Raw genomic sequence first — 6,463 nt, 5'->3', positions numbered from 1 at the left:
TGGGAGCAACCCCCGCGAGCGCGGGGCCGACGGCGAGCAGGTGCTCTCCCCGGATCTCGGTCGGGAGCAACCCCCGCGAGCGCGGGGCCGACACGGCGGCCACGGGCCGGACGGCCGCGGGCTTCGAGCAACCCCCGCGAGCGCGGGGCCGACGGGGTCGCGGGGATCTTCTGGTCCGCGAACGGGGAGCAACCTCCGCGAGCGCGGGGCCGACCCGATGCGTGCGCTCGCCCTCGACTTCACGGTGGAGCAACCCCCGCGAGCGCGGGGCCGACAACCTGTGGATAACCCCGGCATCTGACTGCCGGGAGCAACCCCCGCGAGCGCGGGGCCGACCTCGCGGCCGCCGCCCGGAGCCACGCCGAGCAGGAGCAACCCCCGCGAGCGCGGGGCCGACCGAAGCCGGACGGGACCTGGCCCTCCAGAAGCTGGAGCAACCCCCGCGAGCGCGGGGCCGACGAGTCCCTCGTGCTCGTGGGCGAGGGTGAGGAGGAGCAACCCCCGCGAGCGCGGGGCCGACTCACCTTCCAGGGCGGATTCAGGGCCGATTCAGGAGCAACCCCCGCGAGCGCGGGGCCGACAGAAGGTCCCGACCCGCCGACTGGCACAGGCAGGAGCAACCCCCGCGAGCGCGGGGCCGACGCGGACCGGGCCGCGCCTTCGCCGGCTTCCAACGAGCAACCCCCGCGAGCGCGGGGCCGACTGGTAGACCGCCCGTTTCGCTTTGCTGCTCGCCGAGCAACCCCCGCGAGCGCGGGGCCGACATCAAGGAGGCGAGGCCCCGGGACAGGGGCTGGGAGCAACCCCCGCGAGCGCGGGGCCGACGTGATGCGCCGGATGGTCTCGTCGTCGGCGTCGGAGCAACCCCCGCGAGCGCGGGGCCGACTCCCCCCGCGGCCTGATCTACCGCCCCGACTGGGAGCAACCCCCGCGAGCGCGGGGCCGACCGTACGCCACCGGCGCCCGGGTTCGGACGGCCAGAGCAACCCCCGCGAGCGCGGGGCCGACCCGTCGCAGAGCGGGACGACCCTGGTCCGGCCGGAGCAACCCCCGCGAGCGCGGGGCCGACCGTCTGGGGCGGCTCGACCCCGTCCGGCTGGGAGAGCAACCCCCGCGAGCGCGGGGCCGACGAACCCCTACCTGTCCCATTACGTTGCACAAAGGAGCAACCCCCGCGAGCGCGGGGCCGACTCAGGCGGTCGCCGTACGAAACGCGAACGGTGGGAGCAACCCCCGCGAGCGCGGGGCCGACGACCGTCGTGTCCGTCACTGAGGGCAGCAGGGGGAGCAACCCCCGCGAGCGCGGGGCCGACTGGCCGGTGAGGCTGCCGTAGATGTTGGCACCGGAGCAACCCCCGCGAGCGCGGGGCCGACGCCCGGCCACCCAGAGAGGACACGACCATGGGAGAGCAACCCCCGCGAGCGCGGGGCCGACGGCGCCGAGGGTGTACTGGGTGTCGAAGAAGGGGAGCAACCCCCGCGAGCGCGGGGCCGACGCTTGCTGACCTGCGGTGATTCGCTTCAGCGAGCGCTATTTGATTCAGTTCGATTCGGTTGGCTATCCATAGTGGAGCTCATGGGTTGTTGGTGGAGCCGGCTGGCTTTGTGGTGATGGTGGACTGGATGGCAAGTGGCGAGCGGGACTTCGCAGGCGGGCTGACGCTGACCAGGGGCACGGTGGAGGTTCCCGGGTCGAAGACGCTTGGGGACGGCGGGGTGAGGAGGTGCCCCGGTGCGCGGTACAACCGCGCGCCGGGGCACCTCTGGGCTGTCCAAGTGGGGGGACAAGCCGGTTAGTTGTCCACGTCGTAGGCCACGGTGACCGGGGCGTGGTCGCTCCACCGCTCGGCGTGGGTGTCGGCGCGCTCGACGCGGGCGTCGGTGGCGCGGGCGGCCAGCGTGGGGGTGGTGACCTGGAGGTCGATGCGCCAGCCGGAGTCGTTGTCGAAGGCGCGGCCGCGGTAGGACCACCAGGAGTAGGGGCCGGTGCGGTCGGGGTGGAGGGCGCGGACGACGTCGACGTAGCCGGCCTCGTCGTAGACGCGGGAGAGCCAGGCGCGTTCCTCGGGGAGGAAGCCGGCGGACTTCTGGTTGGCCTTCCAGTTCTTGAGGTCCTCGGGGCGGTGGGCGATGTTCCAGTCGCCGCAGACGACGACCTCGCGGCCGTCGGCGGCGGCGCGGGCGCGCAGGGCGGTGAGGTGGAGGAGGAATTCCGCCATGAAGCGTTCCTTCTCCTCCTGGCGCTCGGTGCCGACTTCGCCGGAGGGGAGGTAGAGGCTGGCGATGGTCAGGCCGGGCAGGTCGATTTCGACGTACCTGCCCGAATTGTCGAATTCATCCGAGCCGAATCCGATCGCCGTGCGCTGCGGCTCCGCGCGGGAGAGGACGGCGACGCCGGCCCGGCCCTTGGTGGCGGCGGGGGCCCAGACGGCGTGCCAGCCGTCCAGGTCGCGCAGTTCGACGGGTAGCTGCTCGGGTTCGGAGCGCACCTCCTGGAGGCAGACCACGTCCGCCTCGGTGCCGGCCAGCCATTCGACGAAGCCCTTCCTGGCCGCCGCCCGGATTCCGTTCACGTTCACACTCGTCACCACGATCACCCGAGCAGCCTACCGACTGGGCGTTCCCGGCCCGAACCGTGACGCGCGGGGTCGGGCGGGTCCCGTCGGAGGGTGTCGATGGTGGTGGCAGCGGCTGACGGGAGCTGTCGTGAACGCGGCATGAAGATGTGCGGGAGTCCCATCGAGCCCCGCCATTGGTCTTGACCATCTCCGGACGGAGCACCTAGGGTCACTTACTGCAAGGACCTTTAATAAAGAAGGACGGATAAAGGCCCGCTCTCCCACCTGCCGCGACTGCGGACAGTGGGCTCGGGATCCGCCCTCCTTGTCGCAGGGCGGACAAACTCACGGGTGGAGGACGCGGTGGGGACGACAGGACAGCTTTCGGCGGTGCCGGAGCCGAAGTACTGGCACCTGCGCACGGTGCTGCTGCGGGCCATCGACTCGGAGTTCTCCACCGGTCAGGTGCTGCCCAACGAGCGCGAGCTCTCGGCCCGCTTCGGCGTCGCCCGGGCCACGCTGCGTCAGGCGCTCGACCAGCTGGAGCTGGAGGGCCGCCTGGTGCGCCGCCGGGGGATCGGCACCCTGATCGCCGCCCCGCGGGTCGGCGTCCCGGTCAACCGGCAGGAGGAGGGCTGGCCCGGCACCGCGCGCAACCAGGCCTGGCGGACGGTCGACTGCACCACCGCCCCCGCCTCCGCGCAGCTGGCGAAGGGCCTCGGCATCGTTGAGGGCGCCACCGTGCACACCGTGCGCCGGGTCCGCCTGGTGGAGGGCCGCGCGGTGGCCAGCGAGTCGCTGCACGTCCCGGCCGCCGCGCTGCCGCACCTGCCGGGCTTCCGCGCCGAGAGCGACCGCGCCCGTTCGGTGCTGCGCCAGCTGGAGCGCCTGGAGGTGGACGGCGAGTCCCGCTCGGTCGAGCTGGGTGTCGCCGAGGCCGAGCAGGCCGCCCTGCTGGAGCGCCCGCCGGGCGCGCCCGTCCTGGTCATGACCACCCAGTACGCCTCGGCCGGCCGGCTGGTGGCGCTGGCGGTGGCCACCTATCGGGCGGACACCTGCAAGCTGACCTTCGGCGAGGCCGGACTCGTGGAGGTCACCCCGGTCGGTGCGACGGCCGAGGTCCGTACCGCCTCCTGACGCACCACCCGTGAATCCCTGAATCCCTTAACCCCTGAACCATTTTCCGGAAACCCTCAGGTCGAGGCCCGGGCGCCAACTGGCGTCCGGGCCTTTGCCGTTGGGGCGCTGCCGTAAACCGGGCCGGGTCGCCTGGTAGCGTCCGCGTGGCAGTGGCACAGCCGCGCAACGGATGAGGACGGGGGGCGACCGGTGAACGCGCTCCTCGCATCGTGGGCGAGGTCGGAGGTGCTGGCCTTCGACTGCCTGTTCCGGGCGGACGGCACGGCCCGGGAGGCGGAGATCGACGGGCCGGAGCACCTCCGGCTGGAGCTGGGCGGGCCGGTGGACGTGGCGGCTCTGGTGGCCGATCCGCCGTGGGACGCGGGCAGCGTCGAGGTCATCGACGAGGTCGAACTGCCGGACGGGCTGGGCTACGTGGTCCACGGTGACAGCGGCCTCGGGCACCTCGGCTTCATCGGTCGGCTCGGACCGGACCGCGGACTGTGGTGGCTCCTGACGACGTCGACCGGCAACCCGTTCGTCGGGGCGTCCGTCGACTGGCCTTTGGCGCACTTCGTCAACGACTGGGGCAGCACGCTCACCCTCGACCTGACCGACCCGGACTTCGCGCCCTGAGGTGACCCCCGCTCCTTGAGCGCGGCGTCAGGCCCGGGGCGGGTCGACGGCGAAGAGCTGCTCCTCGACGTGGTCGAGGGCGACGCGCAGGGCGCCCATCGCCACGACCTCCGAGCCGAGGGCCGCCAGGGCGACCTCGGGGGCGCGCAGGGTGAACTGGGCCAGGCGTTCTCGCAGCGGGTCGAGGACGCCGTCGAGGCCGGCCGCCCAGCCGCCGATGACCACCAGCTGGGGGTCGATGGCCAGGACGAGTGCGGCGACGCCCTGGACGAGGCGGGTGAGGAAGCGGTCCATGGCGACCTTGGCGACCTCGTCGCCCTCCCGGGCCAGCCGCAGTACGCGGGCCACGGCGGCCTCGTCCAGCGGGTTGAGGGGCTTTCCGGTGGTGGACAGCAGGCGCTCGGGGGTGACCTCCTGGCCGAGCAGGTGCAGGGCGCCGATCTCGCCGGCCGCGCCGCCGAAGCCGCGGTGCAGCCGGCCGCCGATGAGGGAGCCGGCGCCCGGGCTGAGGCCGGCCATGACGAAGACGACGTCGTCGGCGCCGACCGCCGATCCCTGCCAGTGCTCGGCGATGGCGGCCAGGTTGGCGTCGTTCTCGATCAGGACCGGGCAGCGGAACGAGCGCCGCAGCTTGGCGCCGAGGTCGAGGCCGGTCCAGCCGGGCATCGCGGTGCCCAGTTGGACGGTGCCCTCGCGGTCGACGATGCCGGGGGTGCCGATGCCGACCGCCCACAGGTTGTCGCGGGAGATGCCGGCCTTGCGCAGCACCTCGGCGACGGCGGTGCGGACGGCGGCGAGCCGGTCCTCGGCGTCGAGGGTCTCGTCCACCGGCTTGAAGTGACTGCCCACCACCTCACCGGTGAGGTCGGCGAGGATGACGCGGATGTCGTGCACGCCGATCTCGATGCCGAGGATGTGCCCGGCCTCGGCGCGGAATCGGAACCAGCGGGCGGGGCGGCCGCGGCGGCCGGTACCCGGCTGGCCGTCCTCCCTCGGCTGCTCGACCTCGGCGACCAGTCCGGTCTCGACCAGGCCCTCGATCACGCCCTCGACCGTCGGGCGGGAGAGCCCGGTCTCGCCGACGAGCTGAGTGAGGGTCACGGAGTGGCCGTTCCGCAGCGCCCGAAGCGTGACCGCCGCGTTGATCCGCCGCAGCAGCGAGGAGTCTCCTCCGGTGAGCCGATCCGCCAATGCGATGCCCTTCGCCGTTCGCGCGACTGCCCTGGCGCGCGGTGTCGAGTGCGCGGTGCCCACCGAATGGCCCGCGGGGGTGCGCCCCCGGAGAACGCGGCAGGGCGGCAGGGGGCCGCCTGCGCGAGGGCCGGAGGACAAGCGGAGCCTACCCGGGGACGGGCCCGGGCGGCGAGGATCTCCGCAGCTCATCCAGGCTTCGGTATCGAAATGGTACGGATCGGGTGGCGGTGCGTGATCCGGACTTCACCGCCCGGCCACGGCGGGCCGGTAGGGGAGCCGCCGGGACAGCACCGACCGGAGGGAACGTTCCGACAGCAGCGGGCCGAGGCCGCGCCGGGAGCCGGCCGACAGGACGTCGAGGGTCGAGCAGGCCGAGCCGATCGAGCCGAGGGAGAGGACGGACCCGATCGAGCCGATGGACAGCACCGACCCGATCGAGCCGATGGACAGCACCGAGCCGATCGAGCCGAGGGAGAGGGCGGATCCGATCGAGCCGGTCGACAGCACCGACCCGATCGAGTCGATCGACCGGACGGACACGATCGAGCGGATCGAGCGGAGGGAACCGATGGAGCCGACGGACCCGCGGGCGGGCCGGACCGGACGCGCGGAAGTGTCATGACTTTTGAGCGTAGCCAGCCACACCCCCGCCCGCCCGTCAGTCCACCCGGGCCGCGAACAGCCGCTGCCCCAGCAGCCCCATCGGGTGTCCGTCCTCCGGCAGGGTCAGCACCGTCGGGCAGCCCGCGGTGGTGAGCGCCGCCCGCCACTGCTCGGCCGGGCGGGCGGTGAGGCCGTGGGCGTCGCCGGTGATCAGCAGGTCGAGCTGTTCGGTGGTGGGGGCGAGCAGCAGGATCCGGCCGCCGGGGGCGAGCAGCCGGACCAGCGCCGGGACGTCCTGCACCGGTTCCACCGCCAGCCCGCCCGCGCCCGCCACCGCGCCCCCGCCCGCGCCC

The 6,463-nt window shown here is 73.5% G+C and carries 6 protein-coding genes and 1 CRISPR repeat array; of the genes, 2 read left to right on the top strand and 4 right to left on the bottom strand.

The genetic code is table 11. The features are described from left to right. Nucleotides 1-2: 2 nt before the first annotated feature. A CRISPR array of direct repeats spans nucleotides 3-1,496; the repeat unit is 28 nt; unit sequence GAGCAACCCCCGCGAGCGCGGGGCCGAC. Between the two features lie 297 nt (nucleotides 1,497-1,793). Then, the gene (locus AE652_RS02125; protein ID WP_049649339.1) at nucleotides 1,794-2,597 is read right to left on the bottom strand and encodes an exodeoxyribonuclease III; all 804 of its coding nucleotides are present in this window, start codon (nucleotides 2,595-2,597) and stop codon (nucleotides 1,794-1,796) included. A 324-nt stretch (nucleotides 2,598-2,921) separates the two neighbouring features. Here AE652_RS02125 and AE652_RS02120 point away from each other — a divergent pair, with 324 nt between their 5' ends. Both AE652_RS02120 and AE652_RS02115 read left to right on the top strand, forming a co-directional pair. Further along, complete coding sequence (locus AE652_RS02120; RefSeq protein ID WP_049649342.1) at nucleotides 2,922-3,695, top strand: GntR family transcriptional regulator; 774 nt, start codon at nucleotides 2,922-2,924, stop codon at nucleotides 3,693-3,695. Between the two features lie 192 nt (nucleotides 3,696-3,887). After that, on the top strand, nucleotides 3,888-4,313 hold the full coding sequence (locus AE652_RS02115; protein ID WP_049649338.1) for a hypothetical protein: 426 nt from the start codon (nucleotides 3,888-3,890) through the stop codon (nucleotides 4,311-4,313). Nucleotides 4,314-4,340: 27 nt separating this feature from the next. Here the strand turns inward: AE652_RS02115 and AE652_RS02110 are convergent, their stop codons facing one another. The 3 genes from AE652_RS02110 to AE652_RS02100 all read right to left on the bottom strand — a co-directional run. After that, nucleotides 4,341-5,504, bottom strand: a complete 1,164-nt coding sequence (locus tag AE652_RS02110; protein ID WP_049649337.1) for an ROK family protein — start codon at nucleotides 5,502-5,504, stop codon at nucleotides 4,341-4,343. A gap of 246 nt (nucleotides 5,505-5,750) precedes the next feature. After that, nucleotides 5,751-6,047, bottom strand: a complete 297-nt coding sequence (locus tag AE652_RS46100) for a hypothetical protein (protein WP_159028319.1) — start codon at nucleotides 6,045-6,047, stop codon at nucleotides 5,751-5,753. 118 nt (nucleotides 6,048-6,165) lie between these two features. Beyond that, nucleotides 6,166-6,463: hypothetical protein (locus AE652_RS02100; RefSeq protein WP_049649336.1), on the bottom strand; the 298-nt coding region annotated here is incomplete at its 5' end.

This window comes from Kitasatospora sp. MY 5-36 (genome assembly GCF_001182915.1).
In the GTDB taxonomy this organism is placed as follows: domain Bacteria; phylum Actinomycetota; class Actinomycetes; order Streptomycetales; family Streptomycetaceae; genus Kitasatospora.
Note: the sequence above shows the minus strand (reverse complement) of the source record. Positions and strands in the feature narration are given on the sequence as shown.